Consider the following 14,487-nt stretch of genomic DNA (forward strand, 5'->3'; position numbering starts at 1 on the left):
TATATTATATCAGGATGTGTGGATTTTTTCTGTCTGGCGTGCTATAATCGTCATTGTCCTGGCAATAGTGGGACGTCGCCAAGTGGTAAGGCACTGGGTTTTGGTCCCAGCATTCGCAGGTTCGAATCCTGCCGTCCCAGCCAAATTTGAACAGACATAAACAGTCGCTCTTTTGGGCGATTTTTTGTTTTTATATTAAATTTCAGAAACAGAGTGGTGCTATTTTATAAAAATACCCAGTAAGCCGATGATTAAAGATATTATGGAGATGATAGTTGGTATCCAGAATTTTTTAGATTGTACTCTGCTTGTATAATATAATGCTTTCATTCTTTCTTTTATTATGTTGATTTTTTCGTAAAATCCTCTCAAAAAATATTCGTAGTCATTAATCACCCATTCGTCATATAACAGATCTCCAGTATCGCCGTTGTATGCGCCGCTAAGTTCTGTATTGTCACGATTAGTCATAGTCTCTATATATTTAGCCTGCCTGTCTATACTTTCAATAATTAATTGTATGTCAGATTTTTTAATTTCATAATTATCAAATAGTTTAGAGTATTGGTTAAGCAATAGAAATGGCGTCTCTCTCATTACTCTTGCCGCTCCAAATTCAGTGAGAGCGCGCACTTCGTTGTTTGTATATTCAAGGCTTTCTTTACAGGTGTTTATTTTCTTGTCTATTATACTATCTATATAGATTATCTCCGGTTTTATAGAGGTCTTGTAAATAAAAGTTTTCGCAGTATTATAGAATATTTTCTTGATTGTATGTCTCTGATTGTATTCTCTTGTCATGTCAATATTGTATCAACTTTTGTATACCCTAGTATTATTTAAATTTATGAATCTATAAAAAAGTCCCCACTCGCTAGTGAGGACTAAACTGTCGTGGTGGACAATTGAGATTAGCTAATGTTGATAACCTGTAGCTGCTTGGTCGCCAAGCCGTTTTTCCAGGAAACAGTTTCGGATTTCTTGTGATTTAGCAAGCTTTTTCCCAACGGACTATCCACGGAAATTCGCCCGTCCAGAGGGTTTGCCTCCATGCTGTGAACTAGCGTATAGCGGAAAATTTTTCCCTGTTGATCCATCAAATCCACGACTGAGCCGATAGCAATTTTCAATCGATCGCGCTTCCTTGGCAGCGGCTTAGCGTGACGTAAAATATCCTTTTTCATAAAGATTTTTGATTGGATATTTTCCAGTTGCGTAATTACATCGTTGCGGCGTAATTTGTCATCGCGTGATTTGGCGCGCCCAATTTCTTTCAATTCTAATATGAGCGCTTTTTCCGAAATCTCTAGTCCAGAAATTTCTTTCTGAAGCTCCTTGAATCCTTTTTTACTTAAAAATGTTGTACTCATACTTCCCCTTTCGGATCGACAATTTTGCCAATCAACAATCCTATTACAACATCTAATTCTGAAAAATAGCTGAAAATTTACAGAATTGGCAAGGAAATTGTGAAAATGGTTGAGTTTTTTGATGTAGTAACAGAGATTTGTCCGTCCAGTGCTCTTGTCAATTGTTCCGCTAATGGCAACCCTAATCCATAGCCTTTCGTCTGTTGGTTGCCGCGGAAAAATCGCTCAAAAACGTGTGGTAAGGTTTGCTGTGAAATTGTGCCGTCGTTGATGAAGTTGACAGTGATGTTTTGTTTTGATGGGATAATGCAAATTTTTACCACAGAATTTTTCGGGCTATGTTTCAATGAATTGTCGAGTAAAATTGCGCACAATTCTCGCGTGGCGGTGTGATGAAGCGGAATATTTATGTGTTCTGGGCAATTCATTTTAACTCGCGCTTCGGCTTTCCGTTCGCGGACGAGTTCGGATATCAATTCCGTCAAATTGAAATTTTTATCTTCCAGTGCCAACTTATTTTCCGTCCGCGATAACTCCAGAAGCATCGCTGTAAGCTCCGTCAGTTTGTTGATCTCTTCCAGATTACTTTCCAGAGTTTCTGTAAGTTCTGCCTTGTTCGCTTTCCAATTTTTTAACGCAAACTCAGTCTCTGCTTTCATGATTGCCAAAGGTGTTCGGAGCTGATGGCTGGCATTAGCAACAAATCGCGATTGAGCTTTGTGGGCGGTTTCTATCGGTCGCAAAGTAATTTTTGCCAATAAATACGAGCACCAACCGCCAGCGAGCAGAACGATAAGATTTATATAGCCCAAACTAATCAAAAGATTTCGAGTTGAATTATCTATTCTCTCTGACAAATTAATTGCAGGAAAATCACCCTCCCTTTGAACGATAATTTTATGAATTTGCGCATCAACTTCCGAGCGCGCCACCTGAAAAATAATACTACTAAACAGTAAACTAACGATCATCAAAATCATCAAATACCAGCCTGCCAACTTAATTGTTGCTGAAGTAAAAATTTTCATGATTCAATCTTATAGCCGAAGCCGCGCACGGTTTTTATCAATTGTTTTTTGAACGGTTTGTCGATTTTTTGGCGTAGATTTTTTATGTATGCCTCGACATTATTCGGTAAAATATCAGCGTCAAAATCCCAAACGTGATCAATCAGTGTTTCTTTACTGAGAATCTGATTCGGATGCTGCATCAAATATTCCAGCAGCGCATATTCTTTGCTTGTGAGGTCGATAATTTTTCCTGCGCGAGTTACCGTCTGTTGTTGCTTGTCAATTGTCAAATCGTCAATTTGCAGAATGTCTGGCTGGCTAATCGGTGGACGACGAAGCAAAGCTCGCACGCGCGCCAACAATTCATCAATTGCAAAAGGCTTAGTCAAATAATCATCGGCTCCCACGTCCAGCCCGAGCGTTTTATCTTCGGTCGTACTCAGTGCCGTCAGAAACAGAATTGGCATATTTTTCCCGTTTTCGCGCAATTTTTTAACAATCTCCGTGCCCTCTAATTCCGGCAGCATTCGATCAACAATCAACAAATCATACGGCTGACTATCTGCCAAATTAAAGCCCTCTTCTCCGTCGTACGCCGCATCAGCCGCGTATTTTTCGCGCTTCAAAGATTCGGTTATGACCCTCGCAATTTTTCGTTCGTCCTCAATTACTAGCAGTCGCATATTTATATTATATCTTTTTTCCCACGCTAAGTGTTATAATTTTATTTAAAGAAAAGGAGGCGTATGCCAGATAATAAAAAAATGGTTGAGATTCGTCATTTTAAGATGAGTTTCGGCGATAAAACTGTTATTAAAGACCTGAGTTTTGATGTTTTTCGCGGCGAAGTTTTTGGTTTTTTGGGAAGTAATGGTTCGGGAAAAACTACGACGTTGCGTGCATTATTGGGACTATATCAGCCGACTGCGGGCGATTTATTGATAAACGGCAAGCCATATTCGGTGGAAAGTCAGATTCGCCTCGGATATCTTCCGGAGGAACGCGGCTTGTATAAAAAAGAAAAAGTCTTAGACGTGATGCTTTACTTTGGTCAATTGAAAGGTCTGAGTCGCAAAGAAGCTAAGGATTTTTCTATGAAGTTTTTGGAGCGCGTCAATTTGAGCGACAAGGCTAATGTACAACTTGATAAATTATCTGGCGGACAGCAACAGAAAATTCAGCTTGGCGTAACGATTATGGGTGATCCAGAACTGCTGATTATGGACGAGCCAGCCAAAGGTTTTGATCCAGTGAATCGTCGTTTGTTGATGAACATAATTGAGGAACAGCGAAAAGCTGGCGCGACAATTATTTACGTTACACACCAGATGGAGGAAGTTGAAAGATTGTGCGATCGCTTGATTTTATTGAAAGACGGTCAAGCGGCGGCATACGGAACATTGGAAGAAGTAAAAAAACAATTTGGCGGCGCGTCAATGGACGACATTTTTGTCCAAGTTTACGGTGGCGAAGCGAAGGAGTTGAGTGATGAGTAAAATGCATAATTTGGGGACGGTTTTCAAATTTGAAACGCTTAGAACACTGAAGAAACCGACGTTTTGGTTGACGGCCTTGGGATTCCCCTTGTTGATTGGCGTGCTGTATGGCATTATGTTTTGGTCGCAAAGCACGACTATTGAAGCGTCAAAAAATCTGGAAAAGCAAGAATTTTCACTGGAAGTCACGGACGATTCGAAGTTAGTGAAGCCAGAATTACTGGCGGCAATTAAAGCCAAAACCGCCAAGTCGAAAGAATCTGGAATTGACGACGTAAAAAATAATAAGGTTGATGCGTATGTTTATTTTCCAAAAGATTTGAGCAAGCAAAAGGTCGAAGTTTACGGTAAAGATGTTGGGTTATTCCAAAACGGAAAATACGGCGCGGTGGCACAGAGTTTATTGAGTCAATCAGTAGCAAGTGACGTTAATCCAGCACAAGTTGCGATTTTACGCGACAAAGTCCAATTGTCATCAACTACATATCTGGACGGAAAAGAGCACGGCGGCATTAATGAGATGATCGTGCCGGGAATGTTTTTGGCTATTTTGTTCATTCTCATCAGTATTTTTGGCAATCAAATGCTCATTAGCACCACCGAGGAAAAAGAAAATCGCACAGTTGAAATGTTACTCACGACCGTTAAAACTGACACTTTGATTACGGGTAAAATTCTGTCTTTGATGGTGTTGGCTTTGATTCAGATTTTGGTGATTGTTTTGCCGGTTTTGGCGGGCTATTTGGCGTTTGGCTCGAAGCTGCAATTGCCTAATCTGGACTTGAGTACGCTCGTGTTTGATCCTGTGAGAATTGGTCTGGCGATCATAATTTTCTCCGCCAGCTTCACTTTATTTACGGGAATGTTGGTGACTTTGGGCGCGATGATGCCGACCGCCAAAGAAGCCAGCCAGTGGTTCGGAATTGTGATTATGCTATTCATTGGTCCATTTTACGGAATCACGGCGTTCGTTTCCTTCCCTGATTATTTCTTCGTTAAGTTCTTATCGCTATTTCCATTCACCGCACCGATTCCATTGTTGTTACGAAACGCAATAGGCAATTTGCCGATTTGGGAAGCTTTGCTCGGTACGGCAATTTTGGTCGCTACAGCGGTGTTTGTTATGTGGCTATCCGTGCGCGTTTTCCGCTACGGCGCGATGTCTTATGATAGTAAATTATCTCTGTCGGCGTTGCGAACACGCCGAAAAGCTGGTAAAGTTTAGGTATGAAAGTACGTATAGAGATAGACACGAAAACATTTGTGCGATTTTGGCTGGTCGTTATGGGATTTGGTCTGGCTGGTCTGGCAATTTATTCCGCAAAGGATGCTCTGGTTTTATTGGGAATTTCTCTGTTCTTGGCGCTGGCGCTAAATCGTCCAGTTGCAGCAATTGCTAGGAAGCTTCCTGGAAAAAGTCGATTGGGCGGCACGGCACTGGCATATACGACGCTGGTTTTGCTTTTGGGTTGTGTGGTCTGGTTTGTTATTCCGCCAATTGTCCAACAATCCGCCAAATTCGTCGAGAGCATTCCGAGTATAATCGACCAAGCAAGCTCACAGTGGCGTGGCGTTAATGATTTCATTGATAAGAACAATTTGCGCCCGCAGGTCGATTCGATGATGGAAAACATCAAGCAGCAATCTTCGTCTTGGGCGACGAGCGTCGGCACGAATTTATTATCCAGTGTTGGCTCTTTGGCGTCATTCTTGGGCTCGCTATTCTTGGTGCTGGTGCTGTCATTCCTGATGCTCCTCGAGGGTCCAACTTGGGTGAAGCGTTTGTGGGGATTGTATAACGACGAAGAAAAAATGGAGCGTCATAAGAAGCTGGTTGGCCGAATGTATAACGTGGTCACGGGTTATGTTTCTGGACAATTGACGGTTTCTGGAATCGATGCGATATTATCAGGTTTCGTGGTGTTTGTGCTGAGTTTGACATTCCCTGTCATAAATTCCAATTTGGCAATGCTCACCGTTATGGCAACGTTTGTGTTGACGCTAATTCCGATGTTTGGCGCAACGATTGCTGGCGCGTTGATATCACTACTGCTATTCTTCAATAACATGACAGCTGGCGTTATTTACGCAATTTATTTCGTGATTTACCAACAGATTGAGAATAACTTTGTCTCTCCTTCTATCCAATCAAAGAAGGTTGAGTTGTCGGCTCTGACTGTCTTGGTCGCGGTGACAATTGGTTTGTATGTTGGTGGTCTATTGGGCGGTTTGGTTGCTATTCCAGCCGCTGGCGTCGTGAAGGTTTTGCTGGACAATTACTTGGAGCAAGCCAAGTCTAACCGCGTTGAAAGCGAAAAACCTCTTAATAAATTAGTTAAGAAATTGAAAAACGAAGATTAATTAGCACGAAATAAAATATAGCCCGTTGAATCTAGCGGGCTATTTCCGTGTCCAAATGCTGCCGCTTGGCGTATCACGAACGGCAACGCCAGCCTGAAGAAGTTCATCGCGAATTCTGTCGGATTCTTCCCAATTTTTCTCTGCGCGTGCTTGACGTCGCTGGATAATCAACCTCTTCAAATCGTCAGTAATATCAGGCGTAGACTCAGCCAAATCCAGCCCTAAAATCTCGTCAATCTCATCAATAAACTGTACTAAACTCTGTCGATGAATTTTATCCAGCGGCGTATGATCCAACTTTGAAAATACTTCATCAATCAACGCCAGTGCGCCTGGAGTATCCAAATCATCGTTCAATTTCTCGACCAATGCCTGACGTCCCGCTAATAACGAAACTGAATCGTCCTGCTCGTCCTTATCGTCGTCATCTTCCAGTGTGTCGTGAGTTTGATGTCTCAGAACCGCGTAATCCCGCCAATGATTCAATCGTGCCTGCGCTGCTTCCAGGATTTCCCAGGTAAAATTCCCTTCCGTTTGATAATGCTTACTGAGAATCGCCAGCTTAAACGCCATCGGACTAAACCCTCGCGAAATAATATCTTCCAGCGTAATAATATTACCCAGTGATTTGCTCATCTTTCGGCCGTCAACTTTTATGTGATTATTATGTAGCCAAATCTGAGAAAATTGTTTTCCAGTCAGACTTTCGCTCTGGGCAATTTCATTCGTGTGATGAACTGGAATATGATCAATCCCACCCGCGTGAATATCAATAGAATCTCCAAGTGTTTCACGGGCAATTGTCGAACATTCCAGATGCCAGCCAGGAAAACCGACTCCCCACGGACTATCCCATTCCATATCGCGCTTGGCGTCTTTTGGTGAAAACTTCCATACGGCGAAGTCGGTAATATTGCGCTTTCCTTCAACGCTTACTCTGGCGCCAGCCTCCAGTCCCGCTATGTCCAGCCGCGCCAATTTCCCGTAATCCTTCAAAAGCGACGTGTCAAAATACATGCCGTCGCCGTCGATTTTATATAAAAATCCTTTTTCGTCCAGTCCTTTTGCGAAGTCAATCTGCTGCTGAATATAATCCGTCGCCCGCACCAAGTAATCTGGTTTTATCAATTTCAGCACGTCGTAAGCCTCGTGATTGGCTATGGAAATATATCTTTCCGCCACATCCCAGGCAGTCTTCCCTTCACGACGCGCACCTTTTTCCATTTTGTCCTCGCCGTTATCGTCATCACTGGTCAAATGTCCAACGTCGGTGATGTTTTGCGTTCGAATAACGGGAATATCTTGCCAGCGTAACAATCGTACTAACACGTCCCAGTAAATATAGCCAACCCAGTTGCCGATGTGCGGTTGCGAATAAACCGTTAGACCACAGGTGTAAAATCTGACCGTTTCTCTGTCAAGCGGCGTCAGTTTGTCTTTTCGTCTAGTGAGCGTGTTATAGAGTTTTATCATTAGTTCTATTGTACGGCACTCTGGCTGGTTTTTCAAAATTGGTATAAAAAACAGCCCCAGTTGGGACTTAATAATTTCAAGGAAGAAATGACAGACAGTATTATTACAAAACGCCGCCTGCCATTTCTCCTGGGAGAAGGTTAGTCCTGAGGACGTTTCCACTCTAGAAGGGTCTTAACCCTTCCGAGCAGATTGTGCAGCTGGGAGATTTGGTACTCCCTCAACTGAAGAGTGTCAGAATCGTCGATCAAGATATGGACATTCTCCTCCACCTGCAGTGCAGGTACAGCGATCTCTACGAGATAGTCTCCGAGATTTGGTACACTCTTCCTGTGTTCTTCCAAGGCGTGCACCGCCTTTCTCAGGACAGAGATGACTGCGCCGTTTAGACGCTTCATCATTCTGCTGTGATGCAGTACGAGCTCGTTGTATGTTGACATAACCTCCCAAGCCCGCCAGGGTTGAGTCTTAGCTGCAGCTCCCGCTGCAACAAATACATCAACGATCTTTTCCTCCGTTGAACGCGAAGCACTCACTACTCTGCGAACAGAGTGATTCTTGACGTCAAGCGACGACGTCAAGATGTCGTACAGAACAGACATGATTGAGAGGTATCCTTCAGTCATGCTGGCAGTGAGGTCTTCCCTCTTCGAGTCTGGAATTTTACCAGATTCCCGAAGCGTGCGTCCGATTTCATTGATGGAACTCTCCAGTTTCAAGAAGAGCTTAATGTCGCTCTCTTTGAAAGAAAACTCCCAAGCCAGCGCGACATCATCTTTCTGTCGGGACATAATCCCTTTCCTGTCTTCTCACCCCTGGGCGGTTAAGTGACGTTTTGCCACAAGGTGAGATTTCACGCCTCTTCTCTGCTTTTTATAAAAGGAATAAAAACTCACCTTGTATATAACTGTCTGTCAAAGTACGCTTTCGGACAAAGATTTACTTGACTTGTCAACAAAAGCTGGTGTCATTTATATCACACTTATATTAAAAAGTCAACTCTAACCTAGTCCTGTCAGGGTCTAAGACATCGTAGCTATGTCGCCAGATAAGCCCTTATGTTTGACAGAATAGACTATTTAACACATAATAGAGAACTTATGGGAGAAGCGTATTTTATGCATCCGCCTGTATCTGGATATGACAGGCCCCTTTCACTGGACTCTTTGAAGCGCATGAAAGAGGGGCTAATCACTGCTTTGGAAAAACCTTGCGTAATTAACGACTTAGGACAGTTGGCGCTAAATTTATATAACACGGCTCAAATGCTGGAGCCTATGGAATATATTGAAGGTGAAGATTTGGGTGATAGCTATCCTGACTCAGACTGGCCAGATAAAAATATAATACCGCTTGTTAGTAGCGATAAGTTTGTTGTTTCTGGAAGGCAGATATCTCCTATGCCAGTGCAAAAAGATAGAATAAGCGATACTTTTGCCAGTGAAAGTTCTGCCAGAATGTGTATTGATGATATGTATCGCGCCTTAGATAATTATCCGCCCACAAAAATAGAAAGAACAGATGTTGGCGGTTTTTGTAGTAATAGCATCTACAATATGGGCAATTCAAGAGTATATCTTCGCCCTATTGTTAGTGTGGCTCGTAATGCATTGATGTGTATTAATATTGCTACATTAGCACACGAGACATCTCATGCTCATGATTGTGTCACGAATCCAGTTTTGGAAGTATGTTCTAATGATAGTAAAGAGATTCTTTGTTTTGAGTTGCGAGCCTATGCTGTAGGTAAGGTACTTCAGGACTATCTGAAACGCGATCAAGGAGTAAGGTTTATCTGCCCTAGCGTATCGGACCGAGTAGAAAAGGTGCGAAGAAAAGTTAACGGACCTCTACAGTCTGAAAATGCATTTGATGTAAATGATGATCTGATAAATCAACTAGATAGAGCAGGCCTGAGAAATATATATTGATAGCGTAGTGGATTAATATTCTGTTTGTAGAGCCTGATCCGTTGCCGTGACTAATTCTCGGACGATTTCATCATAGCTTTCATATACACGGAATCCTGCCGCGTACGGATGACCGCCACCGCCAAAATATCCAGCCACGGTGTCGGCGATTGGTAAATTACCCCGTAAGCGCGCAGTCAATTTGCCGTCAGGGTAAGTTTTAATAACGCAACTAAGTGCCACGCCTTCAACCAGCCGCAGTTCGTCGCCAATCAACGCACCGGGGTTATAGGCGTCGCTGTAGGCTTGGATTTCTTCAAATGGCACATGCACCAGCGCCAGTTGTCCGTCTAATAAATATTCGATTCGCTCGATCAATTTTCCCTTGTACGCCAAAATTTCTGGCGATTTTTTCATAAATTCGCGTCGTCGCTCTTCAATTTCCGCGTTGGAAGCGCCCAGTTCTGTAAGTTCTCCCGCCGTATGGAAAGTCTGAGCCGTGGTGTTTTGCGTAGTAAGCCCCAGGCTATCGCTCATAATGGCTATCAATAAATCTTCGGCCGCCTGAGGATTTATCTTCCAGTCGGAATGCTTGAACAGTTTATACAATAATTCCCCGGTCGCCACGACGGTTTCTGATAACATAATATGATCAAAGCTAAGTGTCGATTCGGCTGTGTGATGATCGATAACTAGAGTTGGGTGTGTTTCTAAGAAATGTCGCGCTCCAGGAGTTTCTAATACCTTACTGAGGAGCACGTCCGCGCTTGTATCGACAATTATCGCGGCGTCGGCTTGAAACGGAAAGTCGTTCTGCACTCGATCCCAACCGCGAATATAATGAAGATATTTCGGTATGTCTACTGGACAATATAAAGTAACAGTCTTTCCTAGGTCGCTTAAGACTTCTTCTAGCGCCAAGCTTGAACCCAGGCTGTCGCCGTCGGGATTTTCGGCTTGAATAATAACTATATTGTTTGCGGATTGAATGAATTGTTTAGCTGTATCTAGCATATTATTTATTATAACAAATGATTTTTACTCTAATATAATATACATTGTTTTTAATTACATAAGTGGTATAATATGTGATGGACTATTAAAAGTACTGCACAATCGAAAAAACATAAACATTTTTATAAATTATTATTGACAAAATATAAAGATTGTGCTAGTATGAGGACATAAAGCCTGAAGATAGGGCTGGAAAAGAGGAGTTTTTATGAACAAATTTAAGAAAATCGGCATTGCTATCTCTTTGGGATTCGCTATGCTCGGTGGAATCTGGTTGGCATCACCTTCACAGGCTGCCGGCTGTAACAGTTTTAACGTTGTATACTGTGGTACACATTCTATGTCAGAATTGCAAACAGCATACAGCCGTACAGAAATTAAAGAACTATACAAAGAGTGGTACGTTACCGAGACTATGGTTCAAGGTGGCTCAAACATGCGTGAAGGTGTAGTTGACGCAAACGGCAACATTACAGTTGACGGTCGTGTTGTAGCTACAAACGCTATAACCGTACAGTCTAAAGCTGGTACTCGTCAGCCTCAGCCACAACGTAGCTACAAGACCTCAAACGGATATACTTACTACCAATATACAACTGGTCAGAGCTTCGTTGACGGACCTAAGAGCTACAATATTTACGCATGGTTTGACAATAACGGCTCATTTATCACTGGTGTGATTAAAGACTGTGGTAACCCAGTTTGGGGTAACCCAACAACACCTCCAGTAAAGCCTGCTCTAACATGTGACGCTTTGCAAGTAACTGAAATTTCTCGTAACACCTTCAAATTCAGCGTTAAAGCAACTGCCAAGGGTGGCGCATCTATCACCAGCTACACATACAACTTCGGTGACAACAACATCAAGACAACTAACTCATCAGAAATTCAATACACTTACGCAAAAGAAGGCAACTACACAGTTACTATTACTGTAAACGGTAAAGAAACTGGTGAAGTTAAGAGGCAAAACCCTAACTGTCAAAAAACTGTTACGGTTAAGCCAGAGCCAAAAATGATCGTTTGCGACCTTAATACTAAGAAATATCCAACAGAAATTAAGGAATCAGAATTCGACAAGAGTAAGCATTCAAAGAATCCAAACGATTGTAAAGAAGCGCCTGCTAAGATTAAAATCTGCGTAATCGAGAAAAAAGAGATTCGTGAAATCAAGAAGGAAGAGTACAACGAGTCAAAGTACACAACTGACTTAAGCAAGTGTCAGGAAACTCCTACACCAAACACTCCTTCAACACCAACACCTAGCCCAGAATTGCCAAAGACTGGTGCAAGTGACGCGATCATGTCAGCACTAGGCCTAGGTGGACTAACTACAGCTACTATCGCTTACATCGCTAGCCGCCGCCAAATGTAATAGGTCAAGCTAGCAACGAAATACCCGCCGAGATGGCGGGTATTTTTATTGGTGATGAAGCTGTTGAGTTTATAACTGTTTTCGACCTTCTAGTGCGTGAGTTAGCGTAATTTGGTCTGCGTACTCAAGGTCAACGCCGACTGGAATACCCCTAGCCAAGCGTGTGATGGTCGTATTCAGCCCAGCCTCTTGGATATATCTTTGCAAAAACAGTGCTGTTGATTCGCCTTCTACTGAAGCGTTCGTAGCGATGATAATCTCTTGAACGTCGTCTGTTTTTATACGCTCAATTAGTTCTGGGATATGCAATTGCTCTGGTCCAATATTGTCAATTGGTGAGATAACGCCGCCCAGCACGTGGTATGTGCCCAGGAACTGCCCTGTTCTTTCTATAGCGACAATGTCTAGCGGCTCCTCGACTACACAAACGACTTTCTTATTCCTGTTCGAATCTGCGTATAAAGGCGACACATCGTCATCTGAGTCGATCAACGCAAATGTCTTCGGGCAGGTTTTTACGCGGTCGTGTAATCGGTCTAATGAATGCGCTAATTGCTTTGCGGATTTGGGATTGCGGCGTAAAACCGCGTAGGCATATCTTTCAGCCGTACGCGGTCCAACTCCAGGTAGATTACCAAAATCATCAATTAAAGCAGTTAGAGCTTTTGGTAAAATGTCGATTGACATGGCTTTAGAATGGCAAGTTGCCCAAGCCGCCCATCAATGGCTTCATAGTTTCAGCAGCGACTTCCTGAGCCTTTGTCATACCGTCGCGAACTGCGATTTCGATCCAGTGTTCCAACTCTTCGATATTCTCCAAGTCGACCATTTCTGGGTCAATCTTTACAGACTTAATCTTTAACTCGCCAGTGATTTGCACGATCACAGCGCCATCGCCAGCCTCAACTTCGATGATTTCTTTGCCTAATTGTTTCTGTGCTTTGCGTAATTGTTGCAGCATTTTTACCTGATCAAACGCCATATTCCTCCTTATTTAACACTTACAATTATACCCTATTTGCGGTCGGATGTGTAGATATAGAATCGGTCGCCGTCTTTATGGTCATTGACAATTACTGACGACAAGTGCCCAGAGTAAGTCTGCGGAATTTGAGACTTTACGCTGTGGCTAACATATAAAGTCTGTCCGACGTTTGCTGGCGCTGTGTGGATAATTGATATCTGGTGATAGTTGTGTTTTTTAAGCGCTTCGTAAATCGGTGATTCTTCTTTACTAACCAATAACGAGAATGAATCGGTCGGCGCGGTATTTTTACGGAGTAGAGATAAATCTTTATTAAAGCGTGAAACTGCTTCCGGGAAATAACGATAACCGTCAATATAACGGAAGCTGCCACCCATCACCATAACGATAATTAGCATTGATATAAAAACCAGTCCTGTGCCGCGAGCGTATGGATTGCGCGGGAAAAGTCCGTACCACATATTCATTAGAGATTCCAATCCGACCGCCAAGAGAATAAATAGCGGGATGATGATTATCGGGGTGAGGCTTGGCTGAAAGATGAGTAGCGCCAATGCTAAGATTAGCCACGACCAAATCATAAACGAGCGGGCGCTGGAGATTTTTTGGAAGCTGCGGAATAGCCCTAGCCCGATTAACACCATTGCGTTGATGTCCATAATTGGCGTGATTTGGTTCCCTACAACTGATGGGAAAATGCGGATGTATGTGTAATATAAAGTCCTGAGGTTTGCAACGATGTCAAAACTTAGGCCGTTGATACCGATGAGATTGTAAAATAGCGCGTGGGATTTATAGCAAAGAAAACTAATCGCACAACCAATCGCGAATAAAATGGCGGACGGTATGATCCAAGACTTGCGATGTTTCCGGGAGATAAGGAAATAGCGTGGATGCGGATGCAGAAAGGCGATAATCAGAAGCCCCAGATTGATATACCAAAAATACGGAGTGAAGAGGCTGAGTGCCGTGGTGATGGCTAAGCTGATTCGCCAAATGGGGGCGTTCTGGGCTTTCTGGAGAATCAATGTAGCGAAAAGCAAAGTTAGCGCGGTGTAAAAGATGTATAAAATGCCAACAGTTGCGCTTTGACCGATGAATAAAAATTGACCAGTCGTTGCCATGATTAATAGCGATAGAATCGTTGTTGACGGCTTAAACCAGCGTTTTAAGAGGAAGAAAATAGCGACAGAACTGGCGATTGAAAGGATTACGGCAGGTGCTTTAATTGTTAATAAGCTGACGCCGAACAGTTTGAAGAATAGCAATTGAAGAAGATGGAATGGTAAGTTTGTGATGGCAATTCCCTCTATGCTGAAATTCAAGTGATTCGTTGTATTGACCATGTCGATTTCTGCTTGCGACAATCCACCTGGTATGTGCAGTGCAGAGATTATAATTGCTCCGACGTAAAGTAACGCTAGCAACGTATAGCCGAAAACGTAGCGCCATCGGTAAAGGAATATATCGGTAACTTTTTGCTTTTTCATTGG

Annotated in this window: 15 protein-coding genes and 1 tRNA gene; 6 read left to right on the top strand and 10 right to left on the bottom strand. The window is 42.8% G+C overall.

Features of this window, described 5'->3' with window-relative positions; all coding sequences use genetic code 11:
• Positions 1–68: 68 nt before the first annotated feature.
• A tRNA-Gln gene (locus AACH20_RS00545) sits at positions 69–143 on the top strand.
• Between the two features lie 76 nt (positions 144–219).
• Here AACH20_RS00545 and AACH20_RS00550 read toward each other — a convergent pair.
• The 4 genes from AACH20_RS00550 to AACH20_RS00565 form a co-directional block, all read right to left on the bottom strand.
• On the bottom strand, positions 220–801 hold the full coding sequence (locus tag AACH20_RS00550) for a hypothetical protein (protein ID WP_338503171.1): 582 nt from the start codon (positions 799–801) through the stop codon (positions 220–222).
• A gap of 110 nt (positions 802–911) precedes the next feature.
• The gene (locus AACH20_RS00555; RefSeq protein ID WP_338503173.1) at positions 912–1,370 is read right to left on the bottom strand and encodes a GreA/GreB family elongation factor; all 459 of its coding nucleotides are present in this window, start codon (positions 1,368–1,370) and stop codon (positions 912–914) included.
• 77 nt (positions 1,371–1,447) lie between these two features.
• Positions 1,448–2,398 (bottom strand): sensor histidine kinase, encoded by a 951-nt coding sequence (locus AACH20_RS00560; RefSeq protein WP_338503175.1) that lies wholly within the window; start codon positions 2,396–2,398, stop codon positions 1,448–1,450.
• A complete protein-coding gene (locus tag AACH20_RS00565; RefSeq protein ID WP_338503177.1) occupies positions 2,395–3,063 on the bottom strand; it encodes a response regulator transcription factor in 669 nt (222 codons plus the stop codon). The genes AACH20_RS00560 and AACH20_RS00565 overlap by 4 nt, the downstream gene beginning before the upstream one ends.
• A gap of 63 nt (positions 3,064–3,126) precedes the next feature.
• Between AACH20_RS00565 and AACH20_RS00570 the strand changes: the two genes are divergently transcribed.
• From AACH20_RS00570 to AACH20_RS00580, 3 genes are read left to right on the top strand one after another with little or no spacing between them, the layout of a single operon-like run.
• On the top strand, positions 3,127–3,876 hold the full coding sequence (locus tag AACH20_RS00570) for an ABC transporter ATP-binding protein (protein WP_338503179.1): 750 nt from the start codon (positions 3,127–3,129) through the stop codon (positions 3,874–3,876).
• Positions 3,869–5,101 (top strand): ABC transporter permease, encoded by a 1,233-nt coding sequence (locus AACH20_RS00575; protein ID WP_338503181.1) that lies wholly within the window; start codon positions 3,869–3,871, stop codon positions 5,099–5,101. The genes AACH20_RS00570 and AACH20_RS00575 overlap by 8 nt, the downstream gene beginning before the upstream one ends.
• A gap of 2 nt (positions 5,102–5,103) precedes the next feature.
• Complete coding sequence (locus AACH20_RS00580; protein ID WP_338503183.1) at positions 5,104–6,237, top strand: AI-2E family transporter; 1,134 nt, start codon at positions 5,104–5,106, stop codon at positions 6,235–6,237.
• Between the two features lie 39 nt (positions 6,238–6,276).
• Here the strand turns inward: AACH20_RS00580 and cysS are convergent, their stop codons facing one another.
• A complete protein-coding gene (cysS, locus tag AACH20_RS00585) occupies positions 6,277–7,710 on the bottom strand; it encodes a cysteine--tRNA ligase (protein ID WP_338503185.1) in 1,434 nt (477 codons plus the stop codon).
• Between the two features lie 140 nt (positions 7,711–7,850).
• On the bottom strand, positions 7,851–8,501 hold the full coding sequence (locus tag AACH20_RS00590) for a hypothetical protein (RefSeq protein WP_338503187.1): 651 nt from the start codon (positions 8,499–8,501) through the stop codon (positions 7,851–7,853).
• Between the two features lie 327 nt (positions 8,502–8,828).
• Between AACH20_RS00590 and AACH20_RS00595 the strand changes: the two genes are divergently transcribed.
• Positions 8,829–9,641: a hypothetical protein gene (locus tag AACH20_RS00595; protein ID WP_338503190.1), complete on the top strand. Its 813-nt coding sequence runs from the start codon at positions 8,829–8,831 to the stop codon at positions 9,639–9,641.
• Positions 9,642–9,653: 12 nt separating this feature from the next.
• Here the strand turns inward: AACH20_RS00595 and AACH20_RS00600 are convergent, their stop codons facing one another.
• A complete protein-coding gene (locus AACH20_RS00600; protein WP_338503193.1) occupies positions 9,654–10,634 on the bottom strand; it encodes a DHH family phosphoesterase in 981 nt (326 codons plus the stop codon).
• Positions 10,635–10,842: 208 nt separating this feature from the next.
• On the opposite strand from AACH20_RS00600, the gene AACH20_RS00605 reads away from it, so the two are divergent.
• Positions 10,843–12,009, top strand: a complete 1,167-nt coding sequence (locus AACH20_RS00605) for a PKD domain-containing protein (RefSeq protein ID WP_338503195.1) — start codon at positions 10,843–10,845, stop codon at positions 12,007–12,009.
• Positions 12,010–12,078: 69 nt separating this feature from the next.
• On the opposite strand, the gene recR is transcribed toward AACH20_RS00605, so the two are convergent.
• The 3 genes from recR to AACH20_RS00620 are packed head-to-tail and all read right to left on the bottom strand — an operon-like array spanning position 12,079 to position 14,484.
• Entirely contained in the window at positions 12,079–12,696 is a 618-nt protein-coding gene (gene recR, locus AACH20_RS00610) for a recombination mediator RecR (protein WP_129632661.1), read from the bottom strand.
• A gap of 4 nt (positions 12,697–12,700) precedes the next feature.
• A complete protein-coding gene (locus tag AACH20_RS00615) occupies positions 12,701–12,991 on the bottom strand; it encodes a YbaB/EbfC family nucleoid-associated protein (RefSeq protein ID WP_129635271.1) in 291 nt (96 codons plus the stop codon).
• A 32-nt stretch (positions 12,992–13,023) separates the two neighbouring features.
• The gene (locus AACH20_RS00620) at positions 13,024–14,484 is read right to left on the bottom strand and encodes an ArnT family glycosyltransferase (protein WP_338503202.1); all 1,461 of its coding nucleotides are present in this window, start codon (positions 14,482–14,484) and stop codon (positions 13,024–13,026) included.
• Positions 14,485–14,487 lie beyond the last annotated feature (3 nt).

The sequence above is a fragment of the Candidatus Minimicrobia sp. QA0096 genome (assembly GCF_963967315.1).
GTDB lineage: Bacteria > Patescibacteriota > Saccharimonadia > Saccharimonadales > Saccharimonadaceae > Nanosynbacter.

What these genes read in the sequence shown, in the direction of transcription:
- AACH20_RS00600 (WP_338503193.1), bottom strand. Translation starts at nt 10,634, where the DNA reads ATGCTAGATACAGCTAAACAATTCATTCAATCCGCAAACAATATAGTT.
- AACH20_RS00595 (WP_338503190.1), top strand. Translation starts at nt 8,829, where the DNA reads ATGCATCCGCCTGTATCTGGATATGACAGGCCCCTTTCACTGGACTCT.
- AACH20_RS00615 (WP_129635271.1), bottom strand. Translation starts at nt 12,991, where the DNA reads ATGGCGTTTGATCAGGTAAAAATGCTGCAACAATTACGCAAAGCACAG.
- recR (WP_129632661.1), bottom strand. Translation starts at nt 12,696, where the DNA reads ATGTCAATCGACATTTTACCAAAAGCTCTAACTGCTTTAATTGATGAT.
- AACH20_RS00580 (WP_338503183.1), top strand. Translation starts at nt 5,104, where the DNA reads ATGAAAGTACGTATAGAGATAGACACGAAAACATTTGTGCGATTTTGG.
- AACH20_RS00570 (WP_338503179.1), top strand. Translation starts at nt 3,127, where the DNA reads ATGCCAGATAATAAAAAAATGGTTGAGATTCGTCATTTTAAGATGAGT.
- AACH20_RS00555 (WP_338503173.1), bottom strand. Translation starts at nt 1,370, where the DNA reads ATGAGTACAACATTTTTAAGTAAAAAAGGATTCAAGGAGCTTCAGAAA.
- AACH20_RS00575 (WP_338503181.1), top strand. Translation starts at nt 3,869, where the DNA reads ATGAGTAAAATGCATAATTTGGGGACGGTTTTCAAATTTGAAACGCTT.
- AACH20_RS00590 (WP_338503187.1), bottom strand. Translation starts at nt 8,501, where the DNA reads ATGTCCCGACAGAAAGATGATGTCGCGCTGGCTTGGGAGTTTTCTTTC.
- AACH20_RS00550 (WP_338503171.1), bottom strand. Translation starts at nt 801, where the DNA reads ATGACAAGAGAATACAATCAGAGACATACAATCAAGAAAATATTCTAT.
- AACH20_RS00620 (WP_338503202.1), bottom strand. Translation starts at nt 14,484, where the DNA reads ATGAAAAAGCAAAAAGTTACCGATATATTCCTTTACCGATGGCGCTAC.
- cysS (WP_338503185.1), bottom strand. Translation starts at nt 7,710, where the DNA reads ATGATAAAACTCTATAACACGCTCACTAGACGAAAAGACAAACTGACG.
- AACH20_RS00605 (WP_338503195.1), top strand. Translation starts at nt 10,843, where the DNA reads ATGAACAAATTTAAGAAAATCGGCATTGCTATCTCTTTGGGATTCGCT.
- AACH20_RS00560 (WP_338503175.1), bottom strand. Translation starts at nt 2,398, where the DNA reads ATGAAAATTTTTACTTCAGCAACAATTAAGTTGGCAGGCTGGTATTTG.
- AACH20_RS00565 (WP_338503177.1), bottom strand. Translation starts at nt 3,063, where the DNA reads ATGCGACTGCTAGTAATTGAGGACGAACGAAAAATTGCGAGGGTCATA.